This is a genomic window from Micromonospora sp. I033 (assembly GCF_053890995.1).
The window spans coordinates 15,055-33,145 of record NZ_JBSSLX010000050.1; the positions used below are offsets into that span (position 1 = coordinate 15,055).

Annotated in this window: 15 protein-coding genes and 1 pseudogene; 8 read left to right on the forward strand and 8 right to left on the reverse strand. The window is 72.6% G+C overall.

The annotated features are described in order from the left end of the window. Positions 1-196 precede the first annotated feature (196 nt). Together ACW0Q9_RS11545 and ACW0Q9_RS11550 are read left to right on the forward strand one after the other, a co-directional pair. Entirely contained in the window at positions 197-844 is a 648-nt protein-coding gene (locus tag ACW0Q9_RS11545; protein WP_456180412.1) for a COG4315 family predicted lipoprotein, read from the forward strand. Between the two features lie 487 nt (positions 845-1,331). Continuing rightward, positions 1,332-2,138: an endonuclease/exonuclease/phosphatase family protein gene (locus ACW0Q9_RS11550; protein WP_456180414.1), complete on the forward strand. Its 807-nt coding sequence runs from the start codon at positions 1,332-1,334 to the stop codon at positions 2,136-2,138. A gap of 19 nt (positions 2,139-2,157) precedes the next feature. On the opposite strand, the gene ACW0Q9_RS11555 is transcribed toward ACW0Q9_RS11550, so the two are convergent. Genes ACW0Q9_RS11555 through ACW0Q9_RS11570 form a run of 4 tightly spaced genes read right to left on the reverse strand, consistent with a single transcriptional unit; the run spans position 2,158 to position 9,785 of the window. Beyond that, positions 2,158-3,918, reverse strand: a complete 1,761-nt coding sequence (locus ACW0Q9_RS11555; protein WP_456180416.1) for a stealth family protein — start codon at positions 3,916-3,918, stop codon at positions 2,158-2,160. A gap of 25 nt (positions 3,919-3,943) precedes the next feature. Further along, positions 3,944-6,175: a glycosyltransferase family 4 protein gene (locus tag ACW0Q9_RS11560; RefSeq protein WP_456180418.1), complete on the reverse strand. Its 2,232-nt coding sequence runs from the start codon at positions 6,173-6,175 to the stop codon at positions 3,944-3,946. After that, positions 6,172-7,776, reverse strand: coding sequence for a stealth family protein (locus ACW0Q9_RS11565; RefSeq protein ID WP_456180420.1), 1,605 nt, complete (start codon positions 7,774-7,776; stop codon positions 6,172-6,174). The genes ACW0Q9_RS11560 and ACW0Q9_RS11565 overlap by 4 nt, the downstream gene beginning before the upstream one ends. A gap of 56 nt (positions 7,777-7,832) precedes the next feature. Continuing rightward, entirely contained in the window at positions 7,833-9,785 is a 1,953-nt protein-coding gene (locus ACW0Q9_RS11570; RefSeq protein ID WP_456180422.1) for a stealth family protein, read from the reverse strand. Between the two features lie 461 nt (positions 9,786-10,246). Here ACW0Q9_RS11570 and ACW0Q9_RS11575 point away from each other — a divergent pair, with 461 nt between their 5' ends. Beyond that, on the forward strand, positions 10,247-11,161 hold the full coding sequence (locus ACW0Q9_RS11575) for a DNA-3-methyladenine glycosylase family protein (protein ID WP_456180424.1): 915 nt from the start codon (positions 10,247-10,249) through the stop codon (positions 11,159-11,161). Here ACW0Q9_RS11575 and ACW0Q9_RS11580 read toward each other — a convergent pair. After that, positions 11,155-11,706 carry a DUF1990 family protein gene (locus ACW0Q9_RS11580; protein WP_456180426.1) on the reverse strand — a complete coding sequence of 184 codons (552 nt, stop codon included), beginning with the start codon at positions 11,704-11,706 and terminating at the stop codon, positions 11,155-11,157. The genes ACW0Q9_RS11575 and ACW0Q9_RS11580 overlap by 7 nt on opposite strands. 68 nt (positions 11,707-11,774) lie before the next feature. On the opposite strand from ACW0Q9_RS11580, the gene ACW0Q9_RS11585 reads away from it, so the two are divergent. Continuing rightward, positions 11,775-12,287, forward strand: a complete 513-nt coding sequence (locus tag ACW0Q9_RS11585) for a GNAT family N-acetyltransferase (protein ID WP_456180428.1) — start codon at positions 11,775-11,777, stop codon at positions 12,285-12,287. Here ACW0Q9_RS11585 and ACW0Q9_RS11590 read toward each other — a convergent pair. Together ACW0Q9_RS11590 and ACW0Q9_RS11595 are read right to left on the reverse strand one after the other, a co-directional pair. Continuing rightward, on the reverse strand, positions 12,262-12,684 hold the full coding sequence (locus ACW0Q9_RS11590) for an SRPBCC family protein (RefSeq protein WP_456180430.1): 423 nt from the start codon (positions 12,682-12,684) through the stop codon (positions 12,262-12,264). The genes ACW0Q9_RS11585 and ACW0Q9_RS11590 overlap by 26 nt on opposite strands. 88 nt (positions 12,685-12,772) lie before the next feature. Continuing rightward, positions 12,773-12,985 carry a hypothetical protein gene (locus ACW0Q9_RS11595; protein ID WP_456180432.1) on the reverse strand — a complete coding sequence of 71 codons (213 nt, stop codon included), beginning with the start codon at positions 12,983-12,985 and terminating at the stop codon, positions 12,773-12,775. 135 nt (positions 12,986-13,120) lie between these two features. Here ACW0Q9_RS11595 and ACW0Q9_RS11600 point away from each other — a divergent pair, with 135 nt between their 5' ends. The 3 genes from ACW0Q9_RS11600 (at position 13,121) to ACW0Q9_RS11610 (ending at position 17,158) form a co-directional block, all read left to right on the forward strand. After that, the gene (locus ACW0Q9_RS11600; protein ID WP_456180434.1) at positions 13,121-14,233 is read left to right on the forward strand and encodes an ATP-dependent DNA ligase; all 1,113 of its coding nucleotides are present in this window, start codon (positions 13,121-13,123) and stop codon (positions 14,231-14,233) included. A gap of 34 nt (positions 14,234-14,267) precedes the next feature. Beyond that, a complete protein-coding gene (locus ACW0Q9_RS11605) occupies positions 14,268-15,854 on the forward strand; it encodes an alpha/beta hydrolase (RefSeq protein WP_456180436.1) in 1,587 nt (528 codons plus the stop codon). A gap of 152 nt (positions 15,855-16,006) precedes the next feature. After that, positions 16,007-17,158, forward strand: a complete 1,152-nt coding sequence (locus tag ACW0Q9_RS11610) for an acyltransferase family protein (RefSeq protein WP_456180438.1) — start codon at positions 16,007-16,009, stop codon at positions 17,156-17,158. Here ACW0Q9_RS11610 and ACW0Q9_RS11615 read toward each other — a convergent pair. Continuing rightward, a complete protein-coding gene (locus ACW0Q9_RS11615) occupies positions 17,132-17,632 on the reverse strand; it encodes a potassium channel family protein (RefSeq protein ID WP_456180440.1) in 501 nt (166 codons plus the stop codon). The genes ACW0Q9_RS11610 and ACW0Q9_RS11615 overlap by 27 nt on opposite strands. Before the next feature lie 72 nt (positions 17,633-17,704). Between ACW0Q9_RS11615 and ACW0Q9_RS11620 the strand changes: the two are divergent. Next, a pseudogene (locus ACW0Q9_RS11620) lies at positions 17,705-18,070 on the forward strand (N-acetyltransferase family protein); the annotation flags it as partial. Between the last annotated feature and the right edge of the window lie 21 nt (positions 18,071-18,091).

Consider the following 18,091-nt stretch of genomic DNA (forward strand, 5'->3'; position numbering starts at 1 on the left):
ACGCCGGCGCCGGGCAGCGACACCGCCCGGCGCCGTTTCGTCGTGCCCGGGGCACGGTGACCCGTCGTGCTCCCCCACGCGCGGCCGGCCGGATCGGTTCAACGGGTCCACTGTGAAATGGAGCACCCTTTTCTCTTCAACCTTGACAGCGCGCCGCCCGTACTACTCGGCGAACTGCCAAGAACGAGGAGGGCACGTGGCACACCTGAAGCGGACGACCGTCATCGTCGCGAGCGCGATGGTCGCACTAACGGCCTGCGCCCCCGCGGGCTACGACGGGGCGAACTCGAGCGCGGCCGAGCCGGTCGCCGTCGCCGCGGCCGAACCCACCGCGTCGGCCGAACCCGAAGCCTCCGCGTCCCCGGACGCGGCCGCCGACGACCAGGCGCCCCCGTCCGACGTGAAGCTCACCGACGAACTGGTCGGCAAGAAGCTGCCCCGGATGGGCCAGGTCGTCACCGACCAGGACGGCTGGGTGCTGTACCGGTTCGACAAGGACTCGGCCGACCCGCCGCAGTCCAACTGCGTGGACAAGTGCGCCCAGGTCTGGCCGCCCGCGCTGACCGACGGCAACCCGCAGCTCCAGGGCGTCTCCGACGACAAGGTCGGCACGGTCACCCGGCAGGACGGCACCCGGCAGATCACCATCGGGGGCTGGCCGGTCTACCGCTACATCGGGGACAAGAAGCCGGGCCAGTGGAAGGGCCAGGGTGTCGGCGGCACCTGGTTCGTCGTCGACCCGAACGGCAAGAAGAACCTCACCTGCCTGCCCACCGGCACCCCGAAGGCGGTCGCCCCGCCCGCGTCGGGCGACTCGGGCGGGGACTCGGGCTACTCGTACTGACGAACCCATGGACACGGTGGCCGGTCGCAGCCGGGGAGGGCGCGGCCGGCCACCGTCGTGGTCCCGGGACAGCGGCGAACCGGCAGCCCCGCGTCCCGGCGCGGCGCCGGCCCGGTACGGGCCGGCGCCGCCGCACGTCGATCCGCGGGCATGCCGGACCGGAGCGGTCTCCGGCGCTGGCCCGGTCGACGCGTAGTGTGAGAGGCCAGCGGCAGCCGCGACACCCCGTCCGCGATGGACGGACCACGGCGCCGGCGCGCGGAGGGGAAGGAGCGGCGTGGCGGATCGGAGGCTGCGCCGCCTGCCGGTGGTACTCGCGCTGGTCGGCTCCCTCGTGGGCGTCGGGGGCGCGACGGCGGCGGCAGGCTGGACCGTGGACGACCGCCCCACGACCGCGGTGCCGGCCACACCCACCTCGCCGGCTCCCGCACCCTCCGCCCGGTCCACCTCGCCGGTGCCCGCACCGCCCGCACCGGTTCCCCTGACGGTGCTCACGTGGAACGTGTGCGCCAACGGCAAGGGGCGCTGTCTCGCCGGTGGCCGGCACCGGCAACTCGCCGTCACCATCGGGCAGGCAGCGCGGAATGGTTCGGCGGACGTGCTGTTGCTGCAGGAGATGTGCGCCGACCTGCTGCCCGCGCTGATGGGCAGCCTCGGCGCCGGCTGGCGGGTCCACTTCCGCCAGGCATCGAAGGCCGCAGTCAGACGCGGTGCCCTCGTGACCCGGCCGGCCACCTGCGGATCCGGCGGCGACCGGTACGGCCAGGCGGTGGCGGTGCGGTCGTCGGCGGCGGGCGCGGCATCAGACGGGCAGATCTCGTGGCTGATCCCGCTCCCGTCTCCGAAGCCCCGGGGCACCAGGTGGATGGAGCGGCGGCTGGCGGTGTGCGTTCGGCTGCGCGCGCCCCGGGTCCAGGTCTGCAGCGCCCACCTGTCGACGCCGCAGCAGGATCCCGACGGCAGGATTCGAAGCGCCCAGGCCGCGCGACTCGCTGCCGAAAGCCGCCGCGGCCTGGGACAGGGCTACCTGACCGTCATCGGCGGCGACCTCAACACCACCCCGGGAAGCACGGCGACCGGCAGCCGTCAGCTCGTCCTACAGCCCCTGTACGACCTTGGTGCCGACTGCGACCTGGGCAGGATGCGGCCGACGTTCGGCACCGTCAAGATCGACTACCTCTTCTCGGGACACGGTATCGAGCGGCTCGGCTGCGAGCCGATCCAGACATCGCTCTCCGACCACCGCATGCTCGCGGCGCGCTACCACCTCTACCCGGGCCGGACCGTCGGGTGACCGGCGCCGCCCCCGGACGTCAGCCCTTCTCCCAGGGGCTGGGCACCGGGAAGTAGGTGTCCAGGAAGGGCGTGAGCACCGACAGCTGGGCGGCGAGGTCCTCCTCCGTGGAGTACGCGTCGTTGAGACAGAACACGTGCCGGTCCCGCTTCGCGAGCAGGTGAGCCAGGCGCGCGGGCGTGTCCGGGTTCGACAGCTCGGCGATGGTGTAGTCCAGCTCGCCCGGCACTGCGCGGCCGGTGTGGAACGCGTAGTAGTGGTGCAGCGACGACGCGACCGAGATGTCTGTGATACTGCGGAACCGGCTGCCGGCGGTCGTCCGGTGCTGCGCCGCGAAGGTCTCCTCGATGTCGTACAGCACGCTGCGCCGCAACACGTGCGGCATGTGCTTCATCTTCTGCGTCAGCACCGTGCCGAACCGCTCGGCGATCAGCGCCCGGTTGTTCTTGCCGGCCGCCGACGCCGGAATGTCGTCGGCCGAGGGCGGCCCCGGTGGCACCAACGCCGGCGAGGGGAAGAACTTCGTGATGCCGTTGGCCAGGAAGAAGTCCCCCGGGGTGACGTCCCGGCCGAGGAAGACGTCGTCGTTGAAGTAGAGGAAGTGTTCGGACAGCCCGTCGATGTGGTGCAGCTGGCTCTCGATGGCGTGCGAGTTGAACGTCGGCAGCACCGACGGGTCGCGGAAGATCTCCCGGTGGCTGACGACCCGCAGCCCCGGGACGTCAGGGTCCAGCCACGGCGGCACCTGGTCGTCGGTGACCAGGTAGACGGTACGCACCCAGGGCGCGTACGTGTGCACGGAGCGGAGCGAGTAGCGAAGCTCGTCCCGGCTGAGGAAGCGCGCCGCGCTTGCCGACTCCACGTGGTAGGGCACCCCGGCCACCTCGGCGCGCCGGCGCAGCCATGCCGGGTCGGTGCCGTCCACCCAGGTGTAGACCAGGTCGACCGGGAACGTCACGTCGTCCGGACGGCGGATCGCGAACTCCGGCCGGGTCCGGACGGTGACGGTCGGGGTCGCCGGCCCGAGGGCGGTGAACAGGTCCGCGGGCACCCGGACCGAGGGGCCGACCGCCGGCAACTCCTGCGCCACCAGATTCCGGCGCGGGGCGACCAGCCGATCCTCGCGCCGGGTCCAGAACTCCACCTCGCAGCCGTACGGCATACCGAGCACCAGGCGATGACGGGGATCGGTCCAGTACCAGGTCAGGCGGATCACCCCGACCTCGCCCAGCCGCCGCCACACGGCCGGCTCGAAACCGGGCGCGGAGGAACGGGGCTCGGCGCCGTTCACGGCGGAGACATACCCGGGCACACGGCGGCACGCCTCCTCGAGCGCCGCATAGACCCGCGGACGGTCGTCCGCGTCGACGCCCACCACCGCGGTGCGATCCGACCGGCCACGGACGGCGAAGTGCTCCACCCCCGCCTCGGCGAGCGCCGCGCTGACCGCCCTGAGGTTGGCCGCACGGGCCGTCCACGGGGAGAGGTCCGGGCGCACCAGAGCCAGCCGGGTACGGCGGTCCACGGTCAGCACCACCCGGTCCCCGCCGGCCAGCAACTCGGGCTGGCGACGGGCAAGCCGGTCGCTCCGCCGTACCGACGGCTGACCGGCGCCGGTCACCTGCGCCACCCACTGTTTCATCTGCATGCGGGTCTGTGGGCTCAGCCGCCGAGCGATGGCCCGGCGGGCCTGAGGGCTGAGGACCCGCCGGTACGTCTCGACAACCCGCGACGGCTCGGCGACCGCCCGCTGCGGCTGAACTCGTCCCTGCTCGGTCATCCTCGTCATCCCCTCCGGTCAGCGGCTACGGTCGGTCCACGACCACGATCGACAGCTCGCTGTCGATCGTGTAGTACGGGCGGACACGAAGCACCGGGGCCGGGTCCTCCTCGATGAGGTCGAGTGGAACGTCGTCGGTCAGATGGATCTCCGGGTAGATGTAGGTGCTCTTCTTGTCCACGACGTCGTCGACGAACCGGCCGAGCCGCACCTCGGAGCCGTCCCACTGCCGCAGGTAGATGTCCCAGTCCTCGTAGCGGCCGAGCCGCAGGCTGGTGAGCGCGTACAGCGGGACGGCCAACTGCAGCGCGCCGCCGGCCATACGCCAGGTGGGTACGATCAGCGAGTCCGGCCGGTCGCCGCGGCGGCGCAGCACCCCCCCGTCCGGAATGTCGGGACCGTGCCAGCTGAACTCGACGGTGATGTGCTGACCGTCCATCTGGATCCGGTGCACCTCGGCGTGGCACGGCCGCACCCAGCTGCGGACCGCCAGGAAACCGTCGTTGGTGCGGTAGGGCACGTGTGCCCGCACCCCTGGCCACCGTCCGTACGGGCCGCCCTGCGAATAACCGGCCAGGACCCGGCTGTCCAGCAGCCGCGGGCGCAGCCGCCGCCGCCCCTTCCCGTCCACGAGGTGGGCGTTCCACCGCCCCTCGGGCAGCGCGTCCGCGTCGAGGACCCCGATGAGCCGCATTCCCTGCTCGGACGGGGTGAGCGGCACGGTGAGCGTGGCGCTGCTGTCCCGGCCGCGCAATGCGATGACGGCGTCACCGGAGCAGTCCGCGCCATCGACGTCGAAGCGCAGCCCCAGATCGGGTAGAACCAGACAGGCCGCAGCCGGGACGTCGGCCGAGGCCGAGACGCGCCGACGGATCGCGTTCTGCAACCGGGTACTGGTGCCCCGAGCGCGGCGCACCCGGGCCAGCCGGACGAGTGCGCCCATGCTCGCCCGGCGGGCCAGGCCGTTAGCGGCGATGCCGCGCAGCACGGGGTCGGCGAGGGCCCGGACGAGATCGGGCTCGCGAAGCAACTCACCGCTGCGGGCCAGCACGGAACGGGTCAACCCGCGCGCTGGCGGCCGGCGCAGCACGCGATGGGCTGTCCCGCTCGCGCGGCGTGCCGCGAGCACCTCCGCGCAGTCGTCCGCGAACTTGGCCGCCAAGGGGGCGGGGTCGAATCGGCCGGAGTTGACCAGGGCCAGCTTGCCCATCCGGACCCGCAGTTCGTCGTCGCGCATCAAGGTACGCAACGCCGCCGCGTAGCCGTCCAGATCATCGGTCGGGACCAGCAGCCCGTCCTCGCCGTCGTCAATGATTTCGCGGGGACCGACGGGGCAGTCGGTGCTCAGCACCGGAAGACCGAGCCGCATCGCCTCCACGAGGGTCATGCCGAACGACTCGCGGGTGGAGGAGGACGCGGCGATGGCCCCCTTCACCCACTCAGTCGACATGTCGTCGCGGCGGCCCATCAGGTGGACCTGGTCATGGAGGCCGAGTCCCCGGATCAGCGCCGCGAGTGGCTGCCGCTGCTCGCCGTCGCCGTAGATCCGCAGCGTCCAGCCCGGGCAGTCGACCACCGCCCGGGCGAACGAGGCGATCAGCCGGTCGTACCGCTTGATGCGATCGAGACGGCCGGCCGCGACCACGATCCTGCTCCGCCCGTCGGCGGCCGGCAGTCCGGGGGACGGCGAACTGTTCGGCAGGACCTCGACCCGGGTGCCCGGCACCGGATTGCCGCTCCGGAAGGCCTCCGCATCCGCGTGAGTGACGGTGTACGCCACGTCGATTCGCGAGTAGTACCGGCTGATCTCCGCCTTGAGCGTGTCGTGGATCAGGTCCTGCGTCATGTGCTCCTGGGCGACGCGGACCGCGTGGTCCGGCGCGTACCGCGCCACGGCCAGGTTGAGGCCCGGCCGGGTGCCCACCACGACGTCCGCGTCCGTGCGGCGCAGATAGCGGATGATCCGTTCGTCGGTGAGCTGGCTGTACTGCAGGTGGAACTCCTCCTGCTCGGGGACGAGGGTCGACGGTTCCCGGTGCCTCGGGTTCAGCCGGTCCGGACGCCGCGGCCGGGTGTCGACAAGCGGCACCACGGTGATCCGCTCGTCGACGGCGAACATCGTCCGGTCGAGCCGGCGGAAGACCGAGGCGATCTCCACCTCGTGGCCGCCTTCCACCAGCGCCGTGGCCAGGTTCAGCACCGCCCGGTTCGTGCCGCCCACCCCGTAGAAGTTGTGGATGAGGAAGGCGAACTTCACCGCACGACCGCCATTTCGTACGGGCTCGGAACCGGGAAGTATGCCTCCAGGAAGGGCTCCAGGACCGCCATCTGCTGCTGCAGTTCCGCGTAGGTGGAGAACGCGTCGTTGATGCAGAAGGTATCCCAGTCCCGCCGTGCCTCGGCCCGCTTCAGCCGGGCCGCGAGGTCCGGGACGGCGAGCTGGACGTATCCGTAGTTGACGTGGCCAGGCAGTGCCCGCCCGGTCAGGAAGGCGTAGTAGTGGTGCAGCGAGTAGGTGATGGTGAGGTCGGTCGAGCTCCGGAATCGGCTCCGCACAGTCGTCGCATGTTCCGCCGGGAACTCCCGTTCGATCTCGGCGAGGATGCTGCGCCGCAACGGGTACGGAACGTGCTGGGTGCCCTGGGTCAGCGTCCTGCCGAACCGCTCCACGATGAGCCGGCGATTGTTCTTGATCATGGCGTCGACCGGGCTGTCGGCGCTCGTGACCGGGCCGAGCGGGATCCGGTTCTGGGACAGGAAGAACTTCGTGTTGCCGTTGGCCAGGAAGAACGTCTGGGGGGCCAGCGGGCGGCCGAAGAACATGTCGTCGTTCAGATAGAGGAAATGCTCTGCCAGGCCGTCGATGTTGTGCAGCTGGCTCTCGATGGCGCACGAGTTGAAGGTGGGCAGGGCGGCCCGGTCGGTGAAGATGTCCTCGTGATTGACCAGGAAGATGTTTCCGGCGCTCAGATCAAGCCAGGCCGGCCGTTGCCGGTCGGTCACGATGTAGATGTTGCGCACCCACGGCGCGTTGAGGTGCAGTGACCGGAGCGAGTACTTCAGCTCGTCCCGATTGATGTACCGGGACTCGCTGGCCGCCTCGGCGTGATACGCCTCGCCTTTGAGGTTGGCTCGCCGACGCTGCCAGTCGGGGTCCGCGCCGTCCACCCACGTGTACACCACGTCGATCGGGAAGTCGACGTCGTCCGGCAGCAGGTGGTCGAACTCCGGCCGGGTCCGGAAACTCAGCCCCGGCTTCGCGGGCGAGGCCAGGCGGGTGAACCGATGCTCGCCGGCCTCGACCGGCACGCCCTCGACCGGCACCGCCGGCATCATGCGGTTGCGCCGCGGCGCCCGTAGCATGTCCCCGGTCCGGTCGGGCCGCCAGAATTCAACCTCGCAGCCGTAGGCCGCGCCGAGCACCAGCTTCTCCGTCGGGTCGACGCGGAACCAGGTCAGCCTCAGCGCCCGAACCGAGTGCAGGTCCACCCAGGCGGCCGGGTCGGCGGCGTCGTGCATCATGCCGACGATCGGAGGCTTGGGCAGGACCTGGCTCACGTAGCAGTTGCCGCTCGCGCCGAGCTTCTCAAGGGCCCCGATGGCGGCGGTCCGGTCTTCCTCGCTGACGCTCACCACCGGGGTGCGGTCGTCCATGCCACGGACCACGAAGTGGTCCACTCCGTGCGCCGCCAGGGCTGCCGTCACCGCGGCGAGGTTGAGCTGACGAGCCCGTAGCGGGGTGAGACCGTTGTGCACGTGGGCGCGCCGCAGCCCGCCGTCCACCAGAATCTCCCGAACTTCGTCCGTGCCGTCGGGGTGGTGGGGCGCGGCGGTCAGCGAACCCGGGGTGTCTTTCACGGCACTTCCTTCATGATCCGGACGACGAGCGGACGGGCGCGAGGTCACCAGGCTGGTCAGGCATCTCGCCCATGTCCCGGCTGGTTGTCGGGGTAGGTCTCCCGGTTGTCGGGGTAGGTCCCCCAGCCAGGTGGCACAACGTCCTGGTCCGCCGTCCTGCCGGCGGCGATGCGCATCGAGGGCAGCGTGGGCGCGTCCAGTCGCGGACCGACTCGCAGTGCGGGCACGGTCTGGCCGTCCACCTGCCGGCCGACGGCGAGGGCGGGGGTGGTCGGGGCATCGACCTGCCGCCCGCGCCGGTCCGCGCCGCGCGCCTGCCGCCACAGCGTGGTCGCGCTGACCGTCCGACGCTCGGCGACCACGTCGTCGCTCAACTCGAACGGCGCCGGGAAGGGCAGGTAGCGCGGCAGGAAGTCGGCCAGCATCCGTTCCTGCTCGGCGAAGGCCCCCGGGTCGGAGTCGGTGTCGTTGAGGCAGAAGACGTCACGGTGCCGGCGCGCCAGCAGCTCGGCCAGGCGGGCGGGTGTCGACGGGTGGCCGAGGTCCGCGTACTCGTACTCGATCTCGCCCGGCACCGCCTGCCCCGTGAGGTAGGCCCAGTACTGGTGCAGCGACGAGGGGATGGACAGGTCGCCCTGGTGCCGGAACAGGTGTCCGGCCGTCTCCGTCACCTCCGCCTGGAGCACCTGCTCGATCTGGTACATGATGCTGCGCCGCAGCGCGAACGGCGTGTGCTTCATCTTCTGCGTGATGGTCACACCGAACTGCCGCTGGATGTGCCGGCGGTTGTTCTTCCCGGCGGCGTTGACCGGCGGGTCGCTCGGCCGCGCCTCGCCCAGCCCGAACTGGGCCGGGGAGAGGAAGAACTTGGCGATCCCGTTGGCGTGGAAGAAGTGCGTGGGCAGCAGCGGCCGGCCCAGGAAGACGTCGTCGTTGAAGTAGAGGAAGTGCTCGGCGAGCCCGGGAATCCGGTGCAGCCGGGACTCGATGGCGTGCGAGTTGAACGACGACCGGACGCCGAGGTCGCCGAAGAGCTCGGCGTGGGTGACCACGGTGACCATGGGGTGGGTCGGGTCGAGCCAGCTCGGCAGCTGGTTGTCGGTGACCAGGAAGATCTTCCGCAGCCAGGGCGCGAAGCTGTGCAGCGACCGCATCGCGTACCGCAACTCGTCCCGGTTGTGGTACCGCGAGGAGTTGGCGGCGACCGCGTGCCGCGCCTCGGGCAGGGCCAGCGCGGCCATCTTGCGGCGCAGCCACTCCGGATCCGAGCCGTCCACCCAGGTGAAGACGGCGTCGATCGGGAAACCCACCCGGTCCGGCGCGCGCATGGTGAGATCCCGACGGGTGCGGTACGTGTGGTCGTCGGCCTCGGGAACGAAGTGGCTGATCAGCGCCGCCGCCACGCGTACCGGTTCCGCCCGTGCCGGCGCCTCGTCGACCACCGCGTTGTGCCGGGGCGCGCGGACCACGTCCCCCACCCGCGACCAGAACTCGATCTCGCAGGCGAACTGGGCGCCCAGGACCACGCCGGCCCGGACGTCGGTCACCGGGAACCACACCTGGACGACCTCGGTGGGCGCCAGGTCGGGCTGGTTCCGCCCGGGCCGCACCTCGACCCTCCGAACGTGCGCGCCGGCGAGCACCGGTGCGGAGCGAACCAGGCGGAGCACCTCGGCCCGCCGGTCCTCCAGCACGGCGACCGAGCTGCGCAGGTAGTCGTCGTTGCGCAGGCAGTGGTGGTCGATCCCGGCCGCCGCGAGGGCCGCGGTGACCGCGGTCAGGTTGCGATGCCACATCTGCAGCGGGGTCGCCGCGGCCACGACCTCGGCCTGGGTCCGTACGCCGCCGTCGCTGACGGTCACGCGGGAGCCCAGCGGGTGCACGGTGTCACCGCCGCCGGGCAGGGTGAGGCTGCGCACGAGGCTGAGCCGCCGCTCCTGGGGCAGCAGCTTGATCAGTCGGCGCCGCGCTCCCTGCGGTAGGGTGCGGTACAGCTTGAGCGCGATCATGCGAGCGGACCGTCGGTGCCGACGACCCGGGCCTTACCCGCCACGGTTCAGGACCGGTCGGGTGAGGTCGGCAAGGCCCGAGTCGATACCCGGGCAGAAACCGGATCAGCATCCATTCGCTGACAGCCTTTCTCATTGCTTCCCCGTTGGCCGCCGGGAATCCCGGGCCAGCACGCCGACATGCGGCGCGGAGCCGAGGGACGTCATCCCACGGCGGCAAAGCGGGACATTAGCAGTCGTTCACGTCTGGAACATCCGATGTTCATCTCGCGTCCGACAGCATCCGAAACGTTATGTCGCATTTGGTGTCCTGCTAGGGGTTCACGTTTGGCAAGTGCGCCTCAATGGATGACGGGCCGCTACCGGATCGGCTGATACGCCGTCCGGACCGTCCGCGTCGGTCCGGTCACTCCACGCCGAGCCGCGGCAGGTTCCCTCCGTACACCTGGCAGAGTGGCGGGGTGACCTCCCGCGCCGCCCGCCGGACGCTGCGCCCCCCGGCCGGCTACCGACTGGCCGCCTCGGTCCGCGCCCTCACCTTCAGCCCGTACGACCCGTGCGCCCGGATCACCGCCGGCACCTTCTGGTGGGCCACCCGCACCCCGGCCGGCCCGGCCACCCTCGCGCTGCGCCCGGACGCCGGTGAACTGGTCGCCGAGGGCTACGGCCCGGGGGCGGACTGGGTGGTCGAGCGCGCCGACGCGGTGGCCGGTCTCCGCGACGACCTGACCGGGTTCGCCGCGCTGGCCGACGCGCACCCGCTGGTGGCCCGGCTGGCCCGCGAGCACCACGGGCTGCGGATGCCCGCCACCGGCCAGATCTTCCCCCGGCTGCTGCGCGCCGTCTTCGAGCAGAAGGTGACCGGCAAGGAGGCGTACCGCGCCTACGCGGCGACCGTGCGGCACTTCCGGGAGCCGGCGCCGGGGCCGCTGCAACCGCTGCTGCTGCCGCCCGAGGCGGCCGCGGTGGCGGCCACGCCGTACTGGGTCTTCCACCCGTTCGGGGTGGAGCAGCGGCGGGCCGACACGCTGCGCCGGGCGGCCGCCGTCGCGGACCGGCTGGAACGCTGCGCCGACGCGGCCGAGGCCACCCGCCGGCTCACCGCGATAGCCGGCATCGGGCCGTGGACCGCCGCCGAGGTGGTCCGGATCGCGTACGGGGACCCGGACGCGGTCAGCGTCGGCGACTACCACGTCCCCAACACGGTGGCCTGGGCGCTGGCCGGGGAGCCGCGGGGCGACGACGCCCGGATGCTGGCCCTGCTGGAGCCGTTCCGGGGCCACCGGGGGCGGGTCTGCGTGCTGTTCGAGGCCGCCGGCATCCAGGCGCCGAAGTACGGGCCACGGGCCCCGATCCGCTCCTTCGCCGGTTACTGACCCCCGGCCGGCGACGCCGGCGGGTGACCCTCGCAGAGCCGGCGCAGGTTCCGCCCCAGCCACCAGGCGTACGCCTGCTGGAAGACCCGGGTGAGCGGCCCGGCGGCGCGGACGTACCAGCGGGCGTGCCGACTGAAGGCGGTCACCTCGAACCAGACCCCGCCGCCGTCCCGGGTGACCAGGAACGCCTCCTCGCCGACCTCGGGGTGCCCCGGCAGGGTGCCGTAGCCGAACCCGGCCCGGTCCGGCTCGTCCACCGCCCAGACCACCTCGGTCGGGCCCCAGATCCGCAGCGGGCCGACGCCGAGCCCCGGGGTGACCCGCACCCCGGCGGCGGCGCGCGGCGCGTCGGTGCGCATGACGACACCCGCGGCCCGGTGCAGCCGCCAGCCGAGCACCGCGTCCGCCGCGACCGGGAAGCCGCCGTCCGGCAGCCGGACCCGGTGGCGCAGGTGGTGGTAGCCGGCCGGCAGGCGTCCGTCGCGGGTCGCGCCCACCTCGGGGTACGTCAGCTCGGACACCTCGGCCTCCTCGTCGCGGGACACCGCCAGGGTACGACCGGCACCGGCGGCCCGCCCGACGCCGGTCCGGCGGGCTGTGGTGGGCTTGCCGGGTGACCGATGAGCTGACCGTCGCCCCGGCCGGTGTCCCGGACGCCGGCGAGATCCTCACCGTGCAGCGCGCCGCGTACCTGGTGGAGGCGCAGCGCTACCGGGACCTGTTCCTGCCCCCGCTGACCGAGACCCTGGACGAGGTCCGCGCCGCCCTCGCCGGCCCGACCGTGGTGCTGGCCGCCCGGCTCGGGCCCCGCCTCGTCGGCTCGGTCCGGGCCCGGATCGACGGCGACACCGCCCACGTGGGCCGGCTCGCGGTCGCCCCCGACCAGCAGGGGCGCGGCATCGGCGGCCGGCTGCTGACCGCCGTGGAGGGCGCCTGCGCCGGCCGGGTGACCCGGTTCGCCCTGTTCACCGGCGCGGAGAGCGCGGAGAACCTGGGCCTGTACGCGCGGCGCGGCTACCGGGTGGTGGCGCACCGGCCGGACGAGAACGGCAACCGCCTGGCGGTGCTGGAGAAGACCCTGGCGGGCGGTCCCGGCGCGGTCAGCCCCGCTCGCAGCGGCGCCTGAGCCCGTCGGCCTCCTGCCGCAGGTAGCGGCGGATGGTCCGGCCGGCGAGCAGGCCGACCAGCCCGGCGAGCGGGCCGGTCTGCGCCATGACCAGCTCGGCGCGGACCCGCCCGTCGGCCAGCGGGACGATCCGGTGCTCGCCGCGGCTGCGCACGCCCGGGCTGTCGGACTCCCAGACGAACAGGTGCGGCGGGTCGAACTCGGTGACCCGCCAGATCGCGGGGCGCAGGCGGGGCTGCGCCAGCCGGGCCGTCGCGCCGAGGGTGAGCGGCCCGGGCTCCAGTCGCCGGGCGGCGGTGACCGAGGGCGTCCACTCCGGCCAGCGCTCCACGTCGGTCTGCACCGCCCAGACCCGGTCGGCGTCGGCGGCGATCTCGACGGACTCGACGAACCGCATGGCGTTCCCTCCCCCGGACGGCCCAGGGTCAGGCTACGCCGACGATCGACGCCCGGTGATCCCGCGCCGGTCCGGCGTGGGCATCGGGTCAGGCCGCCTCGCGCAGGTCGGCCAGGCCGACCGGGGCGTACCGGCGGAGCAGGCCCTCCAACTCGGCCACCGAGCCCACCTCGCCGACCACGTTCGCGCCGCCGCCGTGCTCGGCCGGGTAGCGGTGCACCAGCCGGTAGCGGTAGCGCCCCCGGATCAGTTCCACGCTGACCCGCCAGCGCCCGCAGCATCCGCAGCTCCACTCCGGCACGCCGCGAACCTAGCTCTGACCTGCGGTTTCACCATCCGGGCGCGGGTGACGAACGGGTCCGGGACGGGACACGCCGCCGCGCACCGCCGGTGATCTGCCTCACGACCGTCGGTGGGGTCTGATTGACTGGTCGCCGTGGACCTGCCGATCAATCCGCCGGTCGAGCCGATGCTGGCCAAGAGCGTGCCCCAACTGCCCACCCAACCCGGCCTGACCTACGAACCCAAGTGGGACGGCTTCCGCTGCATCGTCTTCCGCGACGGCGACGAGGTCGAGCTGGCCAGTCGCGGCGGCAAGACGATGACCCGCTACTTCCCGGAGGTGGTCGAGCAGGCCCGCCGCCAGCTCCCGGAGCGGTGCGCGGTCGACGGCGAGCTGATCGTGATCCGCCGCGACGGCCCCGACGGCCAGCCGCGACTCGACTTCGAGCTGCTGGCCCAGCGGATCCACCCGGCCGCCTCGCGCGTGAAGCTGCTCGCCGAGACCACCCCCGCCGACTTCGTCGCCTTCGACCTGCTCGCCCTCGACGACGAGCTGCTGACCGACCAGCCCTACCCCGAGCGCCGGGCCCGGCTGGAGAAGGCGCTGGCCAAGGTCCGGCCGCCGGTGCACGTCACCCAGGTGACCACCGACCCGGAGACGGCCCGGCGCTGGTTCGACGTGTTCGAGGGAGCCGGGCTGGACGGGCTCATCGTGAAGCCGGCCGACCTGCCCTACGAGCCCGGCAAGCGGCTGATGTTCAAGGTCAAGCACGCGCGCACCGCCGACGCGGTGGTGGCCGGCTTCCGCTGGCACAAGTCCGGCCCGGTGGTCGGCTCGCTGCTGCTCGGGCTCTACGACGACGCCGGGGTGCTGCACCACATCGGGGTCAGCTCCTCGTTCACCGCCGCCCGGCGCAAGGAGCTGCTGGACGAGCTGGAGCCCTACCGCGAGGTAGGCGGCGACCACCCGTGGGTGCACGGCGACCACGAGCGGGGGCAGCGCATCCCGGGCGGGGTGAGCCGGTGGACGGGCGGGAAGAACCTGGAGTGGGAGCCGCTGCGCCCGGAGCTGGTGGTCGAGGTGGGCTACGACGCCATGGAGGGCGACCGGCTGCGGCACACCGCCCAGTTCGTCCGCTGGCGCCCCGACCGCGATCCCCGCTCCTGCACCTACGAGCAGTTGGAGCGCCCGATCCGCTACGACGTCGACCAGGTGCTGCGCGGCGATCCGGCGGCGACCGCCGGCGACGGGACGGGCCGGGCGTAGCCTGGCGGTCCACACGATCATGGAGGGCTGCCACGTGACCCGCTTCTCCGACCGGATCCGCCGCCGGCCCACGCTGGCGGGGTTCGTCGCGGCGCTGGTGCTCACCGCCGGCTGCACCCTGCCGGCGTTCGCCCCGCGGGCCGAGAGCCAGGGCGAGGCGGCAGCCCCGGGCACCGCACCGACCTGGCGGCCCTGCCCGGAGGTGCCGGACGAGCTGGTCGGGCGGGGCGCGGCGGGGATGCGCTACGACTGCGCCCGGGTCGCCGTACCCCGCAACTGGGGCACCGGGGCGGCGACCGGCGCGACCGCCGGGCCGGGCGCCGGGCAGACCTTCGAGATCTCGCTGATCCGGATCCGGTCGAACAAGCAGCGCGACCGGATCGGGTCGCTGGTGGTGAACCCGGGCGGCCCCGGCGCGTCCGGCGTGGACACCGCCGTCTACCTCTCCTTCGGGCCGGCGTTCGGCGGGCTGCCGGCCGAGGTGACCGACCGGTTCGACATCGTCGGCTTCGACCCGCGCGGGGTGGCCCGGTCCAGCCCGGTGAAGTGCATCAGCGACGCTGACCTGGACGCCAGCTTCGGCTACGACCCCGACCCGGAGAGCCAGGCGTCCTTCGACGGGTTCGTCGACCTCAACCGCCGCGTCGGCCAGCGGTGTGGCGCGAAGTACGGCGACCAGCTGCCGCTCTACGGCACGGAGCAGGCCGCGCGGGACATGGACGCGGTGCGCGCGGCGGTCGGCGACGAGAAGCTGACCTACCTCGGCTACTCCTACGGCACCCTGCTCGGCGCCACGTATGCCCAGCTCTACCCACAGCGGGTACGGGCGCTGGTGCTCGACGGCGCGGTGGACCCGCGGCAGCAGCTCATGGCCGGCTCGGAGAGCCAGGCGAAGGGTTTCGAGCGCGCGTTCGACAACTTCTCCCGCTGGTGCGCGGCGAACGCCGGCCGCTGCCCGATCGCGCCGGACGCCCGGGCCGCGGTGACCACGGCCATCGACAAGGCCAGGGTCTCCCCGGTGCGCGGCAGCGACGGCCGGGAGGCCACCGCCGGCTGGGTGTTCTACGCGGTCATCTCCTCCCTCTACACGGAGCAGGGCTGGCAGGAGCTGGCCCGGGCGATCGACGCGTTGCAGGGCGGCGACCCGGCCGGCGTGTTCAAGCTCGCCGACGCCTACGCGGGCCGCGAGGACGACGGGCACTACTCCAACCTGTTCGACGCGAACATGGCGGTGAACTGCGCCGACGAGACGGAGAAGCCGACCCGGGAGAAGATCCGGTCGCTCCAGTCGCAGTGGCGGCAGAAGTACCCGCTGTTCGGCCCGGCGCTCGCGGTCGGGATGCTCGGCTGCGTGGAGTGGCCCGGCGGGCGCGACCCGTACCCGACCGGCAAGGCGGCCGGCGCGCCGCCCATCCTGGTGGTCGGCACCACCGGCGACCCGGCCACCCCCTACGAGCAGACCGCCGCGCTGGCCTCGATGCTCGGCGTCGGCCGGGTGCTCACCTGGGAGGGCGAGGGCCACACGGCCTACCCGCAGACCGCCTGCGTGACGGCGGCCGTCGACGCCTACCTGCTCTCGCTCACCGTCCCCCGGGAGGGCCTGCGCTGCCCGGCCCGCTGACCGCCCGAGGCATTCGAGCGATGGCCGTCGCCGGCAGCGGTGGTACTAGCATGAGCCGGCCGCGGGCGCGCCACACCGCGCGCGCCTGACCACCGTCGGCTGCCCGCCGCCGCCGCCGCCCGCCTCGCCGCCCTACTCGTGAAAGCCCCGCCATGCCAGCGTCTGAACTGCCCCGCCAAGCCGCCCCGAACGACGGCGGCACCAGTCCCCGACCCTCCCGGGACGCCTTCTTCGACAACGCGAAGCTCCTGGCCACCGCGCTGGTCGTCCTCGGCCACACCTGGGGCCCGCTCGTCGGCTCCCCGACCGAGATGCGCGGCGTGCGGGCTCTCTACCTGCTGGTATACGCCTTCCACATGCCGCTCTTCGTCATGATCAGCGGCTACTTCTCCCGCTCCTTCGCCCAGGACGCCTCCCATCCCGGCCGGGTGCGGAGGCTCGTCACCAGCACCCTGGTCCCCTATCTGATCTTCGCCAGCGCATACCAGCTGTACGACAACTACCGCCGGGACGAGTCCGATCCCATCGACCTGGTCACGCCCTTCTACCTGACCTGGTTCCTGGTGGCCCTGTTCGTCTGGCGGATCTCCGCCACGCTCTGGCTCAACCTGCGCGCGCCGGTCGCGGTGGCGACGGCCGTCATGCTCGCCTCGGGCGCCGCCTCGCTCTCCGGCGAACTGGACCTCGCCCGCATCCTGCAGTTCCTGCCGTTCTTCGTGCTGGGCCTCACCGTCCGGCGCGAACACCTGGAACGGATCCGCGACACCCGGTGGCTGCGCCCCGTCGCCGTCCTGGTGTTCGCCACCGCCTTCATCGCCGTCTACCGCTACGCCCCGCAGCTGACCACCGGTTGGTTCTACCGGCACAACGGGCACGCACAACTGGATGTCAGCTGGGGCGTCTGGGCCGTCGGAGCACTCGGCCTGGCGGCGGTCGCACTCGTGCTCAGTGTCGCGTTTCTCGCGCTGGTGCCGGCGAAGCGCAACCTGTTCACGCCGCTCGCCACCGGCACCCAGTACACCTACCTGTTGCACGGGTTCATCGTGCAGATCGCGCTCGCCTACAAGTTTCAGTACTCCCCGTTCGTCAAATCCTTCGCCGGGCTGCTGACCATCAGCGCTCTCGCCGTCCTCGCGACGGGAATCCTGGCCACCCCTCCCGTCCGGCGGCTGTTCGGTTGGGCCGTGGAACCGAGGATGGGCTGGGCCTTCGCCGGCGTGCCGGCGGAGAGGTCCACCGACACCCGACGGCCGGTGGCCGACGACACGGCGGCACCCTCACCGGCGTCGTCGGCGCGTACCTGATCTCGCGGACCGTTCCCAGATCGGGGCTTCGCTGGGCGGCCTGGGGCGCTCCGGCTCGGGCAGCTCGATGCCCTGCCGGGCGGCCAGCTCCTCCACCAGTGCCCGCAGCCGCCGTACGTCCGCCTTCAGCTCCTCCTGCTCGGCGTGCTCGAAGGCGTCGTCGTCGACGATGAGCCGGCTGGCGAAGTGCGCGGTGATCAGCGGGATGACCAGCAGCACCATGGTGGAGATGAGCAGCGCGGCCAGGAACCGACCGGCGAACGAGGTCGGCGAGATGTCGCCGTAGCCGACGGTGGAGGCGGTGACCACGGCCCACCAGACCGAGTCCGCGGCGCTCTTGTGCTCGGCGTGGCTGTACAGCACGCCGGCCACCACGATCATCAGCAGGTACGAGATGATCAGCGTACGCGGCGAGTTGGCGAACCAGACCAGACCCCGGTAGATCCAGCGGAACGGCAACAACAGGGCGTCCATGGGCACATGCTGCCCGGTGCCGGCAACCGACGCGACCGCATCGTCCGGCGTGACTGTGGGAAGCTGCCCGGCGTGACCGATGTGATCTTCCGGGAGGCCGTCCGGGCCGACCTGCCCGCCGTCATCGCCCTGCTCGCCGACGACGTGCTGGGCAAGGCGCGCGACTTCACCGAGGTGGACGAGGCGTACGAGCGGGCGTTCGCCGCCATCGACGCCGACCCGCGCAACCACCTCATCGTCGCCGAGTCCGGCGGTGAGCTGGTCGGCTGCTTCCAGGTCACGTACATCCCGGGGCTGGGCCGGCACGGCGCCGAGCGGTCGCTGATCGAGTCGGTCCGGGTCCGCTCCGACCGGCGGGGCCCGGGGGTGGGCCGGGAGAAGGTTACGCGGGCGATCGGCCGGGCCCGGGAGTGGGGACGGCCGCTGGTGCAGCTCACCCCCTGTCTCTTATAAACCTCT